Origin of the sequence: Rhodococcus sp. 5A-K4, from assembly GCF_046097995.1 — a bacterium.
GTDB lineage: Bacteria > Actinomycetota > Actinomycetes > Mycobacteriales > Mycobacteriaceae > Rhodococcus_F > Rhodococcus_F erythropolis.
Genome location: NZ_JBJURM010000001.1, coordinates 283,774 through 299,295 on the forward strand (window position 1 = coordinate 283,774; position 15,522 = coordinate 299,295).

A 15,522-nucleotide genomic window follows, 5' to 3' on the forward strand; every position below is an offset into this window, starting at 1 on the left:
GAGCGGCTGAATTCTTTTTGTCTACGTGGAGTCAGCCCTGAGCTTTGTTCTGAGCGATCGTGGTCGCCGGATGGACTGCTATGAGGCCGAGGCCGGCGCGACGCCTGCAGAGGCGAGCCAGCTCGTCGTACGCACGCTTTCCGAGAAGCTCTGTCAGTTCCGGCCCGTAGGACTGCCAGACCTGCCGCTCCCCGACATGAGCGTCGGGGGAGCCGGAGCAGTACCAGGCGAGGTCGTCGCCGCCCTCACCCCAGCCTCGGCGGTCGTACTCGGTGATCGTGGTCTTGAGGATCTGAACGCCGTCCGGCCGGTCGACCCAGTCCTGGGTGCGGCGGATGGGTAGCTGCCAGCACACGTCCGGCTTCACCTCGAGCGGCTCGATGCCCTTCTTGAGCGCCATGGAATGCAGGGCGCAGCCCTCGCCGCCGGCAAAACCCGGCCGGTTGAGGAAGATGCACGCTCCTTTGTAGCGGCGGGTGCGCAGCGCGGGCTCGTCCTCGAGGTCGTCTTCTTCGACGTAGCCCTTCTTGCCGAGACCCTTTTCCATGAACTGCCAGTCTTCGGCTGTGAGCATTTTCACTGACGCATCGAGCTTGTCCTGATCCTCCTGATCGGAGAGGAAAGCGCCGTGCGAGCAGCAGCCGTCGTCCGGGCGGTCGCCGATGATGCCCTGACACGCCGGCGTGCCGAACACGCAGGTCCAATGCGAGAGCAACCACGTCATATCAGCGGAAATGAGGTGCTCGGAGTTGTCCGGATCGACAAATTCGACCCATTCGCGCGGGAAATCGAGATCGACCTCGGGGCTCGGAGTCATCTTGTGGGACCGGTCTGGGTTACCTGCTGTCACAAGGGCCGACGGTAGACCCAGTAACGTGGCGATGTGCGACTAGGGGTACTCGACGTCGGAAGCAATACCGTCCATCTATTGGTTGTGGACGCCCATCGGGGCGGCCACCCAACACCCATGAGCTCGACCAAGTCCACGTTGAGGCTGGCAGAAAACACTGACGACCGCGGCGATATCACCACGTCAGGGGCCGATCGGTTGGTGTCGACGGTCTCCGAATTCGCCGGTATCGCCAAGACGTCCGGATGCGAGGAAATGATGGCTTTTGCCACTTCCGCCGTCCGTGACGCCAATAATTCCGAAGCTGTGCTCGCCCGCGTCCGCGCCGAGACCGGAGTAAATCTCGAGGTTCTCTCCGGGGTCGACGAAGCCCGCCTGACCTTTCTTGCCGTGCGCCGCTGGTACGGCTGGAGCGCCGGACGCATCCTGAACCTGGACATCGGCGGCGGCTCGCTCGAACTCACCGCAGGCGGTGACGAGGATCCGGACGTCGCCTTCTCACTGCAACTCGGTGCGGGACGGTTGACGCGCGACTGGCTACAGGCCGATCCGCCGGGCAAGCGCCGGGTCGCTGTATTGCGCGACTGGCTGGACGCGGAGTTGGTCGGACCAGCCAAGGAACTGCGCGCCGCCGGCGACTGGGACCGCACGGTCGGGACCTCGAAGACCTTCCGATCGTTGGCTCGGCTCACCGGCGCGGCCCCTTCTGCCGCAGGCCCCCGGGCAAAACGGACCCTGACTTCCAGCGGACTCAGGCAACTCATAGCCTTCATATCCAGGATGACGGCAGCGGACCGTGCAGAATTGGAAGGAGTGAGCTCGGATCGGTCACAGCAGATTGTGGCCGGCGCGCTCATCGCAGAGGCAACCATGCGGGCGCTCGGAGTGGACGAACTGGAAATTTGTCCCTGGGCACTGCGTGAGGGTCTGATTCTGCGAAAGCTCGACACAGAAATGGGCGGTGAATTGGTGGTGAGTGCTTGATGACCGAGGACAGTCAGCAGATTTCCGTAGCGGAACTGCTCAAGCGGAACGGTCAGAGCGTCGAATCCCGAGGTGGACGACGTCGGCGCGGCGTAGCCGGTGGCATCTCCGTCGCCGAACTGACGGGTGAGATCCCGATCGTTCGCCAGTCGGGATCGCGCGCGGCCGCCGAGCCCGAGTCGGCCGAACCAGCAGCTTCTCAGCCTGAAGCCCCTGCGCCAGAAAACGCTGCACCTTCTGCGCCGGCCGAGGCTGTCGCAGAAACCGCCAAGTCAGCCGAACCGGCACCGAAGGTTCCCGCCGACCGCACCGCCGCCTTCGCCGTCTCGTTCGACGACGACGATGACGATGACGATGACGATGACGAGCCGCAGGCACCCAAGGCCGAATCGAAGCCGGTTGCCACACCGCCGGTCACCACTCCGAAGCCGACTTCCACGCCATCGCCGGGACAGACCTCGAAGTCCTCGCCCGGACAGTGGGTGAGCCGGGCACCGCTCAACTCCTCGTCACCGACGCAGGTAACGCAGGAACCAGCACTGCTGTCGGGTCAGACCCTGGCGGGCGACTTGATGCGTCAGGAGCGCGCCGCAACCCAGTCGCCGTCGTTGCGTCCGCCGATCCTGCCGCCGCGTGTCCCCACTCCCGTCGTGAAGGCACCTGCACCGACTGCTCCTGCTCCGGCCGCGCCGGAAGAGAGCACCGAACTGATCGACAAGATCGCAGACGCGGATGCCGGCGAGGCCGAATCGACCGCCGTGGTCGATCTGGTCAAGGCGCCGGCAGTCGATGACGGTGCAAAAAAGTCCAGTGCCGTCGCGGAGTCCGATGTCGAAGCCGAACCGGCAGCGGAAGAGGCAGGCGAGCGTAACTCGATCCGTGAATGGGCAGTGCTTGCCGGTCAGGTGGTTGTTGCACTGATCGTCGGCGGCGCGATGTTCAAGGGCTTCGAGAAGCTGTGGGACATGCTGCCGTGGGTGGCGTTGGTGCTCGCGCTGATCGTGATCGTCGGCTTGGTGGCCGTCGTGCGGGTTCTGCGGAAGACGGACGACATCACGAGTTTCGTGATCGCGGTGGTCGTCGGCATGATCGTGACGCTCGGTCCACTGGCGTTCTTGTTGACCTCGGGTTGATCGGACGATGATCGGGGGATCGCAGCGCATGGTTCGTCGGCCGATAGCCGTCGGCTTGTCGACGGCTTCGGTATATCCGGAGAACACGGAAGCAGCATTTCGCTACGCCGCTGATCTCGGATACGACGGTGTCGAACTGATGGTGTGGGCCGAATCCGTGAGTCAGGACATCGGTGCTGTGGCTGCCCTCGTTCGCAAGTATGCGATTCCGGTGCAGGCCGTGCATGCGCCGTGTCTGCTGATTTCGCAGCGCGTGTGGGGTTCCGATCCGGTCGAGAAGCTCGAGCGTTCGGTACGCACTGCCGAAACCTTGGGAGCGACGACGGTGGTCGTCCACCCGCCGTTCCGGTGGCAGCGCAAGTATGCCGAAGGCTTCGCGGAACAGGTTGTCGATCTCGAATCGAAGAGCAGCGTCGTGGTGGCGGTGGAGAACATGTTCCCCATGCGCGCCGACAGCTTCTTCGGCGGCAAGGACAAATCCGCGGAGCGTCTGCGTAAACGTGGCGGTCCGGGGGCAGCGTTGTCCGCGTTCAGTCCGTCGTACGACCCGACCGATTCCGATCACGCTCACTACACACTCGACCTGTCGCACACCGCGACGGCGGGCATGGATGCCCTGGAGTTGGCCTCCCGTATGGGCAAGGGGCTCGAGCACCTGCACCTGGCCGACGGTCGCGGGGCGTCGATGGACGAGCACCTGATTCCGGGGCATGGCTCACAGCCGTGCGCGGAGTTGTGTCAGCAATTGGCTGCGAGCGAATTCAGCGGCCAGGCTGTCATCGAGATCAACACGCAGAACGCGCGCACCCGGCGGGAGCGGTCGTCGATGCTGGCGCAGGCGCTCGCGTTTGCACGCGAGCACCTGGCACGCTCAGCGGTGGCCGGCAAGTAGCGCAGCTTCGAACTGCGCGCGTACCTTCTCGACGTGTGCGTCGAGGTCTTTGGTCTCCCAGCCTTCGGTCGAGATGGGATCGAGCACCGAGACGTAGACCGGGCCTGGATGGGCGACAAGCGAATTGCGCCACATCCGTTCACCCGCATTGTGAATCACCACGGGCACGATCGGCACACCGGCTTGGATCGCCAAGTGAAATCCGCCCTTCTTGAAAGGGCCCAGGCGTGGCGTCGGAGAACGGGTGCCCTCCGGAGCTATGACTATCGAGACACCATTCTTGAGCTTGTCGACTGCCGGTTGCAGCGCAGCCTTCGCTTTTGTGGTGTCGGTGCGGTCGATGTAGGCGACGTCGAGCAGTGCACCGACGGGCATGAACCGTGGATCGCTTGCCGCTTCCTTCTTCGCGACGCCGGTCACGTCACGCTTGATCACAGTTCCCAGGACCAACATGTCCAGGGAACTCTGATGGTTGAACATGAACACCGCCGGGCGGTGGTCCCACACGTTGTGCTCGCCGTCGATCTCGACGTCGATGCCGAGCAGTGAGAGCGAGATGTCGGGGCCGTAGCTGCCGACCAGGTTCGCACCCAGTTGACGGTTGCCGGTGACGATGCCCGCCGACGCGCCGAGGGCGGCGGTGGCAGCAAGCGCACCCATGGCGGTTGCCGTTCGGATCGTCGAGATCGGTGTTGCGCCTCGTTGCGGTTTACGCAGGCTGACCGAAGGCCAGTGATTGCGCAACGCGATCCTGGCCAGACCACGATCGGGATTCAACGCGACAGGTCGCCCGACGGCCTCGAGCATGAAGACGTCTTCGACACCGTTGGAGTACGCAAACGCGTTCTTCAAGTCGGCGCCCATCTTCTCGGCATAGCCCGCAAGGGCATTGGCCTTGGCCGGCCCCCACAGAGCGGGCGAGGACAGTTCGCCGGTGAGCATGCCGTCGACGACTTCGGGTTCGGTGCACAGCACGTCTTCGATGTCGAGATCTTCGGCGACGTACTTGGCCTGGAACGGAGTCGCCGACGTGGCCATCACGATCGTGTGGCCGGCTCGCCGGTGCGCCGCCAGTAGCCCACGGGCTTCCGGGTAGATCATCGCGGCGATCTCCTGCTTGAACAGCCGTCGGCCCCAGTCGTTGAGTTCCTCGACGGTACGGCCGCCCAGGGCGCGAACGCCGATGTCCATCAGCGCTCCGACATCAGCGCCACGGAACTGGGTGTCGATCGCGGCGCCGGTGGTGCGCAACAATTCGCCGACGCTGATATCCAAGCGCCGCAGGCGGTCTCGGTACACAACGCTGGCTGAGTACCCGCTGATCAACGTGCCGTCGAGGTCGAAGGCGGCGATCGTTCCGGGCCCGGGAGGCGCGGCTTCGATGGCGGAGTGCAGACGCTCGAGTCCGGTCACAGTCCTACTTCCTCGTTCTCGGCGGGCGCTCGATTTGCTTCTGGAATGGTCACTACTGCTGCGGCGTCGGGCACGGGCATGGCCACCTGATCGAGCCGTGCATGCGCGAGTGCTCGGATATGGCGCAGACGTTCGACCTGGACCTTGATCTCCGCGGCAAACGCCAGGCGCCTGGCCCGGACTCCGTCGTCGTCGACTTCGATCAAGTTGCGGTTGCGCGCCAAATTCAGTGCAGTGGCGAACAACTCACCGGAGACCGATTCGTTGCTGGCGATCTGCTGCCGCAGGCGACGCTGATGTGCGACGTCGATGCAGTTGCTGATGAAGGACTTTTCGTCGAACGACGTCGAAATCGGCGCGAGCACAAGCTGATCGGCGACAACCTGGTACGCCTCGAGGAACGGTTGCAGCACTCGGTGCGCGAGGTACGGCCGCACCGTCTCGATCATGTGCTCGGTTCGTTTGTCGGCGGCCATGACGGTTTCCCACTCGGGATCGATCAGGGTCAGCTCGGTTCGCATCTCCTGCTCGAACGTGTCCCGGTCGCTGAAGAAGAACTCGAACTTCATCAGGTCGCGGATGCGCTTGGCCTCGGCCCAACCGTCTCCGACGGGATCCTCGAACCGCTCTTCGACGGCTGCCTGGAGCACGAGTTCGGTGATGGCGCGCACGACGAGAAAGTGAATTGTGTTGTTGCGGTAGAAGGCAGCAACAAGATGCTGGTCCTTGCCGAGGTAGAAGACCTGCTCGCCGCCGCGATCGAAGCGCTCGAGCACACCGGAATCGACGTGTGTCTGCAACGCCTTCTCGATGACACGCGGATCGGACAGTTCGACGTCGCCGGCGATCGGAAGATTTCGCGCGGTGATGTATCCGAACAGCGGCGTGAGAATCGCGGTGAGTTCACGAACTGTCAACGCCCGGTCTTCGATTCCGAGGAACGCCAACATCGCCAGTGAAGACACGGTCACCGGCGTGACCTCGTTGATGCGGTGACACACCTCGATGCCGGCCTTTTGAATGGCGAGGCGCTGATCGGTTTCCTGGCTGAGTGCGTCCGCGAGTGAGAGCGGCCGGCCGATGGTCACGTGCGCGACGCCGTTGCGTTTTCCCTGTGCGCGTACGTAACCCACCATCCAGCGCAGGCCTTCCGGTGTCTTCTCGGCGCCGAGTGCCTCGGCAGCCATTGCCCCGACCTCGTAGAGCTGGTCGTAGCTCAGCGCGACGGGGACGAGGTACACGTCGGATGCGCCGCTGACCTGAAAGGCCTTGGTCAGGTAGGTCAGGAGACCGAAGCGCGGTGGGCGTAGTTTCCCGGTACGCCCGCGTCCACCTTCGATGTACCACTCCAGATTGAAGCGTTTGGTGAGCAGGTAGCGCATGTACTCGTGCATCGACCACTTGTAGACCTCGTCGTTGCCGATGCTTCGACGAATGAAGACGGTGCCGCTGCGCTTGAGGATCGAGCCCATGGGCCAGAAGCTGATGTTGAGGCCGCCCATGACGTGATTGAGCGGCAAGCCGTTCGCGATCAATGCCGGACGCAGGACGAGGGGATCGAGGTACGAACGGTGACTGGGGAGGAAGACCAGTGAGTGTTCCTTGTTCAGCTCACGGAGTTCCTCGAAGCGGCTCGTGTCCACGTCCAGCTTGTAGGCGCGAGCGAAGTAGCGGCCCAGGCGATCCCACACCGCGATGGCCTGGCGACTCTGGGTGGCAACCATTTCTTCGAGAGCTTCACGGGCGCGGCGGTCGACTTCGGCGACGGCGATGTTCAACCGGTCGGCCAAAGCCATCACCTCGGTGGTGAACCGGCGGGTGTCGGTGATCTCGTCGACGACGAACCGCGACACCTTGTACTGGCCACCCAGAAGGCCCAATTCGGCGCGCTCGAGTGCGAGGGCGGCCTGCCGTCGGATGAACTCGGGTAGTGAACCGCCACCGCTCTTTTCGAGGCGACGCTCGAGATCGCTCAGTGGTGCTGGCTCACCTTCGATGACCTGGCACCGTGAAGGGTCGGTGCGCAGGGTTCTGCGTTGCGCACCGCGTCCGGGGTGGAGGGGATCGCGTGGTGCCAGCGCATCACGCAGTCGCACCGCGACGTTGTGTTTGGTATGGGTGTCCGGAATCCACACCACGCGAAGCGGTGCGAGCATCGGGTCGTCGGTCCGAGCCGCCAGTTCTGCAAGGGTCTTGTCGGTGATGTTCACGGTGACCGGCCGAGCTTCGGATGAGGTTGCCTTGTCGGCAAGCCACTTTCGCAGCACGCCGGCTTCGGCCTCTGTCATGGTTTCGGTGAGGTACACGCGCGGGTTGGTCGTGTTCTCGCTCATGACTCACGCACCTTCCGTTGTGACTCCGAGAGCCACGATCTCGTCCAGGCTCTCCTGCAAGCACTGCATCAGCAGCGCGGGCTTCGTGATCGCGGCGGTGTCGAGATTGATTCCGATGCAGCACACCCCGACGTGGGAGACCAGTGTCGCCATCGCCGCGCAACCGGGCGCCGGGCCGAACGGGAACATCCGCTCGATCTTCGCTCCGGCGAGATAGACCGGTACCGGTACGCCGGCGACGTTGCTCGCCTGCAGGTCCAGTCCTGTCGACTGGGACAGATACCAGTTCGCGAGTAGATAATTCGGCAGGCGAGCGAGGATCGGGGCGGCGACGTCGAGAGCGTCCAACGCGGGTTCCTCACGCAGACCCAGAACGATTTCTCGCACCTGCCTGATGCGTTTGGCCGGATCCGTTTCGGCGACCGGGCCGTTGAAGCGAACGGCTGCAAACCGGTTGCCGCCGTTGGCATCCGCGCCCGTGCGCATGCTGATCGGCATACCCATCGGGATGCTCTCGACGGATTGTCCGAAGGCTTCGTGGTAGCGATGGAAGCCGCCGAGCAAAGCGGCGACGTAAGCGTCGTTGAGTGAGCCGCCGGCAGCTTTTGCTCCGGCCTTGAGCTCGGGAACACCCACTTCGAGAGTTCCGAACCACCGTCCGAGACCACGATCGTGGAGCAGAGGGGAACCGGAACGAGCTGGGGGAGTGACGATCTTGCGGAGTGAATTGGCGTACCCGAGGACCTCGGAAGCCGTGCTGAACGGACTCGAGATCGCCGTGGTCGCAACATTGGTGGCGCCGCGAACCAGCTTGGCGATACGGGAGGGCGCACGCCGGATCTCGCTGACGACCTCCTCGCCGAAGGCGCCTACCGACGACAGGTGCTCCGGAGCCGGCGGTGTGCGGTCGGGCTTGTTCGGAGTGGGATCCGGGCGCCTGCTGTGCAGCAGCGTCATCATCTGGATGCCGCCCATGCCGTCGGTGATGGAGTGGTGAGTCTTGACCACGAACACGGCACGACCGTCGTCGAGACCCTCGATGAGCAGCGCGCTCCACGGCGGCCGAGCCTTGTCGAAAGGTTCGGTCGCAAGGTGACGACACATGCGCAGTGCGTGATCGAAGTCCGCTGGTGCGGGCAAGCGGACGCGTCGTAGGTGGTAGCCGATGTCGAACTCGGGATCAACCGACCACACCGGATTGCCCAGTTGCATTGCCGGTTCCACCGCGCGCATACGAATACGCGGAACCACGTGCGATGCCCACTCGACTGCGTCGAGAAGTCGATCCCAGTCCGGAGCTCGATCGAGAACCTCTACCGCAACGATCGGTGAGCGCAGTTGCGGCTGCGCCTCTTCCATCCGCCACATTCCCGTCTCGAAGTCGGACATCGTGCGGTTTGCCCCCCAGGCAACCGCGGAAAGGTCGACGTCGACCGCGCTCGGAGGAACAAATGGATTGCTGTTGGCCATACGTCAAGAACTCCCTCGGTCTGCGGATCCACCCCGCGCATCTCTGCTTCTAAGTGTGGACCCGTGACAGTGGGCGCGTCCCGGTTTCGGTGTCAGCCGACAGGTGTGACGTTCGTCAGTTAAGGGCTAATCGGACATGCCTCGAAATTCGACCAGCGTTCACGAAGCGACGCCGACGGCTTTCAGAGCTATCTCGCGGTAGAGAACGCTGACTTCGCGCGGAGTCTGCGGTCCGTCGAGTCGATACCAGAGGACGACGGACTGACACATGCCCAGCAGTGCGCGGCCCGTTCCGGTGATGTCCGGGACCGTGAACTCACCGCTGTCGACGCCTGCCGTCAAAACGTCGACGAGTAGATTCTCGAGCTTCTTTCGTTTGGCGGCGTAGCTCTTTCGTTCGGCGTCCTCGAGGTACCGCAGTTCGGAATCGAGGAACGCGATGTCGGAGCGACTGGTCATGTGCAGAACACACGCCTCGACGAGATTGCCGAACTGTGCCGTCGGCGACGGTCCGGCAGCGTCGACCGCAGCGCTCGCGCGTGCGGTGACGTTCTCGATGCCCGGTTCCATCAGCGCGACGAGGATGCCTTGTTTGTTGCCGTGGTGGTAGTACAGCGTCGGCACGGTGACGCCGGCGCGTTTTGCAATGTCACGAACCGACGCTCCGTGGTAGCCGAGTTCGTGGAAGACCTCGAGTGCGGCGGTGAGCAGGGGAGTCAGCGTCAGTGGTTCGACGATGCGCCACTGTTCGTCGGGTTGAGCCCCCGACTGCAAATCCGTCATTCCGCCTGTTCGCTCCGTTCGGAAATTTCTGGTGGTGTGCGCAGAGAAGGTTCAACCCTAGCGCAAGGCGTGTCCTGCCTACCGATGCTCGGCCACCATTGGATAGCATCACTATCCAGTGGCGGCCCGAGCGAGTTGGACGGAGGAGCGGTGAAGGTTTCCGAATTGGCCGCACAGTCCGGCGTTGCATTGGCCACGATCAAGTACTACCTCCGTGAAGGTCTGCTGATGCCTGGTGAACCGACCAGCGCGACGGGAGCGAGGTACGGCGAACAGCACGTCCGGCGACTCGCGTTGATCAGGGCGCTGGCCGGGGCGGGACTCGCGATTCCACGGATTCGTGCGGTGCTCGAATTGGTGGACAGTGACGAGCGATCCGAATTCGAGACTTTCGGTCGCGCGATCGCGCAACTACCGCCCTACGTCGATCCGGTGCCGGATCAACAGTTCCCCAGAGCTCGCAAGGTTCTGGAGTTTCTCGGTCAGGTCTACGAGCCGAGGTACGTGGCGGTTGCTCACCTCGAGCGTGCACTGATCGGTCTCGAGGATGCCGGACTGAGCCTCTCGGACGAGCGATTGCGCGCCTACGGCGACCACATCCGAGGAATTGCCGAAGTGGAAATCGAGCTGATGCCCACCAGCACGACGAAGGAGGGCGTTCGCCATGCCGCTTCGACCGAGGACGGCATTCGCTATGCGGTCCTCGGAACCGCCATGTACGAACCCGTCCTGACAGCATTGCGACGCCTGGCGCACCAAGACTTGGCGGCACGACATTTCCCGCAACACCGAGAAAGCACCGAACAGGAAAATCGATGAGCACCAGCCCCTTTCAAGATCTCAATCGCCTCACCTCGCTCGGCGACGGGCGATACACCGCAACGATCGATCCGATCTGGACCATCGGGCCGAAAGTGCACGGCGGCTCCATGATGGCTGTGTGCGCCGCTGCCGCGCGTCAATGTCTGCGAGACGGCGCAGGTGAGAACGACTCGCTTCTGAAGATGCAGCCACTCGCGGTGAGCGCCAACTATCTGTCCGCCCCCGACCCCGGTGAAGTCGAACTGGAGGTGATCGTCCGAAAGCAGGGACGCCAGGTCGCGTTGTTCGACGTCGAGTTGAGCCAGGCGGGACGCAGCGCTGTTCGCGCGGCGGTCACGCTCGGATTCCCCGATGACGGCGACCCCACCTTCGTCACTGCCTCGTCGATCGACGGCATGTCACCGGAACCGCCGGAGAGTGCGGTGGCCGTCATCGGCGATCACCCGATGGCGCAGGTCGTGCACGTCGGGCAGGGCTGCGACATGCGAATCGACACCACCTCGGCGCACTTCCTGACCGGCAGCCAAGGCGAGGCCGAGGTCAGGATGTGGGTTCGTCCTCGACCCGAGGACGAGAACGACATCGACACCGCTGTGCTGTTCGCGATCATGGCGGGCGACATCAGCGCGCCCGTGACGATGAACCGCGGCCTGTTCGGGTGGGCGCCGACCGTGCAGTTGACGACGTACCTGCGCCGACTGCCGACGCCGGGATGGCTTCGCGTGCGGGCAAGCTCGGATGTTCTGGGCAGCACGTGGTTCGAAGAGGATCATGCTGTTCTCGATTCGACGGGCGCAGTCGTCGTACAGAGCCGTCAATTGGCGATGATGCCCCGCTAGGGTCGATCGCTGCGGTCGTGGCAGGCTGTTCGCCATGACAAGAATTGCGATTATCGGTGGCGGCAAGATCGGCGAGGCGCTGATCTCCGGGCTGTTGCAGGCCGGCCACGCCATCAAGGATCTGGTTGTCGCCGAGCAGTATCAACCTCGCGCAGACGAATTGATCGCCGAATACTCCATCCGCGTCAGCACGATCGCCGACGCCGCCGAGGGCGCCGACGTCATCGTCATCGCGGTCAAGCCCGGCGACGTCGAATCAGCGCTCACCGCGTTGACGAAGGTCGATCTGGACGGCGACCTCGAGCAATTGATCGTTTCCCTTGCGGCGGGTATCCCGACAGGGTTCTTCGAAACGCGTCTGCCCGCAGGGTTCCCGGTCATCCGCGTCATGCCGAACACCCCCATGTTGGTCGGGGAGGGCGTGAGCGTCCTCTCGCCCGGACGGCACGTCAAGGCCGAGCATCTCGAGCTCGTACGCGGCATCCTCGGCAGCGTCGGCAAGGTGGTCACGGTTCCCGAATCGCAGATCGACGCGGTCACTGCTGTCTCCGGTTCCGGCCCGGCCTACTTCTTCTTGGTTGCCGAAGCGATGATCGATGCGGGAGTCGGTCTCGGCCTGACGCGCCCGGTCGCTACCGAATTAGTGGTGCAGACGATGGTCGGCTCCGCAGCGATGCTCGATCGCACCGGCGACAGCGCGACGGATCTTCGCGCCGCGGTGACGTCACCGGGTGGAACGACGGCTGCGGCACTGCGTCAGCTCGAAGCGGGCGGCCTGCGGACGGCGTTCTTCGATGCCTTGGATGCCGCCAAGTCGCGCTCGGCCGCGATGGGTTCAGCTGCGGAATAGTCGTCCGTTTAGCCACACCCGTCGCTTTAACCCCACCAGTACAGCTAAGCTCGACTTAGTACGTACGTGTCTGTTCCGCCGGAGGGGAAGCCGGCGGCGCGAGTCGTGCTGGAGGTATGTGGATTAATGGTGTCTGCAAACAAGCCGTCCATGGGTTCGTCCCACGACGGAAAGCCGGCAGTGGCCGGCACGCAATTCCTCACTGTTGCTGAGGTAGCAACTTTGATGAGGGTGTCGAAAATGACTGTGTACCGGTTGGTACACAGTGGCGAATTGCCCGCTGTACGAGTGGGCCGTTCGTTCCGTGTACACGCGAAGGCGGTACACGATTACCTCGAAACCTCGTACTTCGATGCCGGCTGACCAGCCGGTTCGAAGAGGATGACCTCGGCGTGAGCCGAGTCGCGGGCACAGCGGTTGCTGTGCCGGAGGCTCGGTTTATGCCGAGTGAGACCACACCGGTACGATGAGTCACTGTCGTACCAGCAAGCTGGTGTCGTAAGGCGCTGAGCTAGTTAAAACGAGGGCCAGGCGCCAATTGCTTGGCGCAGGCGTACGTGACCGGCGTGCGCAGGAACGCTAGAGAAGAACGTGAGGGACACCCGCTATGGGTTCAGTGATCAAGAAGCGTCGCAAGCGCATGTCGAAGAAGAAGCACCGCAAGCTGCTTCGTCGTACCCGAGTACAGCGCAGGAAACTCGGTAAATAAGCAGTACCTGTTGATGCCCGCCGCCCCTTCCGGGGTGGCGGGCATCGATGTATTTCAGGGGAGGGGCGACGTATCTCAGGGGAGAGATGTGTCGGCCGTCTCATTGTCTGGGCGGTTTGTCTTGAATGGCCGAATTTTGGGTAGTCAGCGCGGGACCCCCTCTGCCCGTAAAGTGGGGGAAAATCGCGGGAGGAACGCTTCGGCAGAGCGCGTTTCTACTGGATATGGGGGTACTTGGTGGTTGAAGGTGACAACACTTCAGGGGGCACGACGCCTCGCGTCGTACTGGTGACCGGGGCGAGCAGATTTCTCGGCGGCTACCTGGTGACCAGGCTTGCGCAGAATCCGTCGATAGAGCGTGTCATCGCCGTCGACGCCGTCAGTCCGAGCAAGGACATGATGCGCAGAATGGGCCGCGCGGAATTCGTGCGAGCAGACATCCGCAATCCGCTGATCGGCAAAGTGATCCGAAACGCCGAGGTCGACACCGTCGTGCACGCGTCGACGCTTCAGAAAGCCCCCAAAGCCGGCAGCCGCGCCGCGATGAAGGACATGAACGTCATCGGCGCCATGCAACTGTTCGCGGTCTGCCAGAAAGCTCCGACGGTTCGCAAGGTGATCCTGCGCTCGGCTTCGGTCGTCTACGGGTGCAGTGCCAAGGATCCCGCTCAGTTCACCGAAGAAATGAGTGCGCGCCGCCGGCCGCCGGGCGGATATGCCCGCGACAGCCTCGAGATCGAGGGATACCTCCGCGGGATGGGGCGTCGGCGCCCGGACATCTCGGTCGGGATTCTGCGGTTGGCGCCGTTGATCGGACCTCAGCTGACTGCAACCGTCGGGCACTACGTCACCGCCCCACTCGTGCCCACCATCGTCGGGCGCAACGCGCGCCTGCAATTGCTCCACGTCGAGGATGCCCTCGCGGCGCTGGAGAAGGCGACTATCGGCCACGCCTCGGGTACGTACAACATCGCCGGCGACGGAGTGGTCATGATGTCGCAGGCGATCCGCCGGGCAGGCAGGGTGGAAGTTCCCATGCCGCTCGCTCTGTTCCGTAGTGTCGGGAGCGCGTTGGTGGGGTCGTCCATGAGGCTCTACACCGACGAGCAACTCGAGTACTTCCGGTTCGGCTGCGGACTCGACACCACTCGCATGCGCAGCGAGTTGGGGTTCGAGCCGCGATGGACCACCATGCAAGCACTCGACGATTTCATGCGTGCGATGCAGACGCGCCGGATCATCAAGTCCGAGTGGATCGATCGGGCAGAGAATGCGTTGACCACCATCCTCGGCGGTGACACTGCCGAGGCGAGCGTAAGTGCAGACGTGATGCACATGCCGTTGTCGGGACGAAGTGCGGTGAAGGGGTGACTGACGTGGCGAAGGTAATTCCCCTGCGGCCCAGCGCAACTCACACCGGAAAGTCGGAAGCTTCTCGTTCGCGTGAGTCCGTCACCGGCGCGGAGCGTGACGTCCGTGAACAAAGTCAGCGTCGGCATCCGTCCGGAGTGCCGTCGGCGGCCGACCATGGTGGTGAGAGCACGTTCGTCGATGCGGCCAGGTCGGCGATCGTCGACCAGATCGCCTCGGCAGCAGAATTTTTCCGACGTCGGGTGTCCGGCGACTACGAGGTCGACGAGTTCGGATTCGACCCGCATTTTGCGGACAACGTCGTCATGCCCGTGCTGCGGCCGTTGTTCGAGAAATGGTTCCGCGTCGAGGTCAGCGGGATCGAGAACATTCCCCTCACCGGGGGAGCGTTGGTGGTTGCCAATCACGCCGGTGTCATCCCACTCGACGGGCTGATGACGTCGGTTGCCGTGCACGATCATCATCCGGCGCATCGTCCACTGCGAATGTTGGCTGCGGACATGGCTTTCGAAATGCCGGTGGTGGGCGGACTGGCGCGCAAAGCCGGCCATACGTTGGCGTGCAACCCCGACGCCGAGCGTCTGCTCAACGACGGTGAAGTCGCGGCCGTGTTCCCGGAAGGATTCAAGGGCATCGGGAAACCGTTCAGTGAGCGGTACAAGTTGCAGCGGTTCGGGCGCGGTGGCTTCGTGTCGGCCGCAATGCGAACCGGTGTTCCGATCATTCCGTGCTCGATCGTGGGCTCGGAGGAGATCTATCCGAAGATCGGTGATCTCACCACACTCGCACGCGTTCTCGGTTTGCCGTATTTCCCGGTCACACCTTTGTTTCCGCACCTCGGGCCACTCGGCCTGGTTCCATTGCCGTCGAAGTGGTACATCGAGTTCGGAAAGCCGATCGTCACCGACACCTTCGAGAGCGGTGCAGCCGACGATCCGATGGTCCTGTTCGAGGTCACGGACCACGTCCGGGAAACGATTCAGCAGACGCTTTATCGGTTGTTGGCCAAGCGGCGCAACATCTTTCTCGGCTGAGTTCGGTCCGGATCGCTTCTCGATCCGGACCGAACCCGC

At 63.4% G+C, this 15,522-nt stretch carries 15 protein-coding genes; 10 read left to right on the top strand and 5 right to left on the bottom strand.

Annotated elements, in window-relative coordinates; all coding sequences use genetic code 11:
- Positions 1-31 precede the first annotated feature (31 nt).
- Complete coding sequence (locus tag ACKAMS_RS01315) at positions 32-817, bottom strand: hypothetical protein (protein ID WP_003941928.1); 786 nt, start codon at positions 815-817, stop codon at positions 32-34.
- A 66-nt stretch (positions 818-883) separates the two neighbouring features.
- Between ACKAMS_RS01315 and ACKAMS_RS01320 the strand changes: the two genes are divergently transcribed.
- Genes ACKAMS_RS01320 through ACKAMS_RS01330 form a run of 3 tightly spaced genes read left to right on the top strand, consistent with a single transcriptional unit; the run spans position 884 to position 3,859 of the window.
- Positions 884-1,834 carry a Ppx/GppA phosphatase family protein gene (locus ACKAMS_RS01320; protein WP_003941975.1) on the top strand — a complete coding sequence of 317 codons (951 nt, stop codon included), beginning with the start codon at positions 884-886 and terminating at the stop codon, positions 1,832-1,834.
- The gene (locus ACKAMS_RS01325; RefSeq protein WP_070796610.1) at positions 1,834-2,967 is read left to right on the top strand and encodes a hypothetical protein; all 1,134 of its coding nucleotides are present in this window, start codon (positions 1,834-1,836) and stop codon (positions 2,965-2,967) included. Before ACKAMS_RS01320 ends, ACKAMS_RS01325 begins: the two co-directional genes overlap by 1 nt.
- A gap of 7 nt (positions 2,968-2,974) precedes the next feature.
- Complete coding sequence (locus ACKAMS_RS01330) at positions 2,975-3,859, top strand: sugar phosphate isomerase/epimerase (protein ID WP_019744388.1); 885 nt, start codon at positions 2,975-2,977, stop codon at positions 3,857-3,859.
- Here ACKAMS_RS01330 and ACKAMS_RS01335 read toward each other — a convergent pair.
- The 4 genes from ACKAMS_RS01335 to ACKAMS_RS01350 all read right to left on the bottom strand — a co-directional run bounded on the left by ACKAMS_RS01335 (position 3,839) and on the right by ACKAMS_RS01350 (position 9,858).
- Positions 3,839-5,272 carry an HAD-IB family hydrolase gene (locus tag ACKAMS_RS01335; RefSeq protein ID WP_408988508.1) on the bottom strand — a complete coding sequence of 478 codons (1,434 nt, stop codon included), beginning with the start codon at positions 5,270-5,272 and terminating at the stop codon, positions 3,839-3,841. The two genes, ACKAMS_RS01330 and ACKAMS_RS01335, sit on opposite strands and share 21 nt — an antisense overlap.
- Positions 5,269-7,605, bottom strand: coding sequence for a glycerol-3-phosphate 1-O-acyltransferase (locus ACKAMS_RS01340; RefSeq protein ID WP_020906768.1), 2,337 nt, complete (start codon positions 7,603-7,605; stop codon positions 5,269-5,271). The genes ACKAMS_RS01335 and ACKAMS_RS01340 overlap by 4 nt, the downstream gene beginning before the upstream one ends.
- Before the next feature lie 3 nt (positions 7,606-7,608).
- Positions 7,609-9,075, bottom strand: coding sequence for a wax ester/triacylglycerol synthase domain-containing protein (locus ACKAMS_RS01345; RefSeq protein ID WP_030535507.1), 1,467 nt, complete (start codon positions 9,073-9,075; stop codon positions 7,609-7,611).
- A gap of 159 nt (positions 9,076-9,234) precedes the next feature.
- Positions 9,235-9,858 (bottom strand): TetR/AcrR family transcriptional regulator, encoded by a 624-nt coding sequence (locus ACKAMS_RS01350; protein WP_060939280.1) that lies wholly within the window; start codon positions 9,856-9,858, stop codon positions 9,235-9,237.
- A gap of 150 nt (positions 9,859-10,008) precedes the next feature.
- Here ACKAMS_RS01350 and ACKAMS_RS01355 point away from each other — a divergent pair, with 150 nt between their 5' ends.
- The 7 genes from ACKAMS_RS01355 to ACKAMS_RS01385 all read left to right on the top strand — a co-directional run bounded on the left by ACKAMS_RS01355 (position 10,009) and on the right by ACKAMS_RS01385 (position 15,483).
- Positions 10,009-10,677 (top strand): MerR family transcriptional regulator, encoded by a 669-nt coding sequence (locus ACKAMS_RS01355; RefSeq protein ID WP_029536759.1) that lies wholly within the window; start codon positions 10,009-10,011, stop codon positions 10,675-10,677.
- Positions 10,674-11,519, top strand: coding sequence for a thioesterase family protein (locus ACKAMS_RS01360; RefSeq protein WP_408988509.1), 846 nt, complete (start codon positions 10,674-10,676; stop codon positions 11,517-11,519). Before ACKAMS_RS01355 ends, ACKAMS_RS01360 begins: the two co-directional genes overlap by 4 nt.
- Positions 11,520-11,553: 34 nt before the next feature.
- Complete coding sequence (proC, locus tag ACKAMS_RS01365) at positions 11,554-12,369, top strand: pyrroline-5-carboxylate reductase (RefSeq protein ID WP_019744381.1); 816 nt, start codon at positions 11,554-11,556, stop codon at positions 12,367-12,369.
- Between the two features lie 126 nt (positions 12,370-12,495).
- A complete protein-coding gene (locus tag ACKAMS_RS01370; protein WP_003941845.1) occupies positions 12,496-12,732 on the top strand; it encodes a helix-turn-helix domain-containing protein in 237 nt (78 codons plus the stop codon).
- A 244-nt stretch (positions 12,733-12,976) separates the two neighbouring features.
- Positions 12,977-13,078: a 30S ribosomal protein bS22 gene (locus tag ACKAMS_RS01375; RefSeq protein ID WP_003402602.1), complete on the top strand. Its 102-nt coding sequence runs from the start codon at positions 12,977-12,979 to the stop codon at positions 13,076-13,078.
- A gap of 237 nt (positions 13,079-13,315) precedes the next feature.
- Positions 13,316-14,449 carry an NAD-dependent epimerase/dehydratase family protein gene (locus tag ACKAMS_RS01380; RefSeq protein ID WP_021333922.1) on the top strand — a complete coding sequence of 378 codons (1,134 nt, stop codon included), beginning with the start codon at positions 13,316-13,318 and terminating at the stop codon, positions 14,447-14,449.
- A complete protein-coding gene (locus tag ACKAMS_RS01385) occupies positions 14,446-15,483 on the top strand; it encodes a lysophospholipid acyltransferase family protein (RefSeq protein WP_070384596.1) in 1,038 nt (345 codons plus the stop codon). The genes ACKAMS_RS01380 and ACKAMS_RS01385 overlap by 4 nt, the downstream gene beginning before the upstream one ends.
- Positions 15,484-15,522 lie beyond the last annotated feature (39 nt).